This window comes from Hungatella sp. SL.1.14 (assembly GCF_024460495.1).
Taxonomy (GTDB): Bacteria; Bacillota; Clostridia; order Lachnospirales; family Lachnospiraceae; genus Hungatella; species Hungatella hathewayi.
Genome location: NZ_JANFYJ010000522.1, coordinates 1 through 288 on the forward strand (window position 1 = coordinate 1; position 288 = coordinate 288).

The 288-nt window shown below is 51.7% G+C and carries 1 protein-coding gene; it reads left to right on the plus strand.

Annotated features, from left to right (window positions below; genetic code table 11):
• Nucleotides 1–288 (plus strand): potassium-transporting ATPase subunit KdpA (locus NE473_RS32115; protein ID WP_256265725.1); only part of this gene is annotated, 288 nt, incomplete at both ends.

A 288-nucleotide genomic window follows, 5' to 3' on the forward strand; every position in this document is an offset into this window, starting at 1 on the left:
CTGGCGGTTCTGAGGCTGATCTTAATGCTTCAGAACATACTTCCGCTGAATCCGGAAGGGCAGGCGGGAACCTCCTGGCAACTGGGCTTCAATACGGCAGCCAGCTTCGTGACAAATACGAACTGGCAGGCTTACTCCGGTGAGTCGGCTCTCAGCTATTTTTCACAGATGATTGGTCTGGGAGTTCTGAACTTCGTTACTCCGGCCGTTGGTATGGCAGTCCTGTTCGCCCTGATCCGCGGCTTTATCCGTGTGAAAAAGAAAGGTATCGGAAACTTATATACGGAT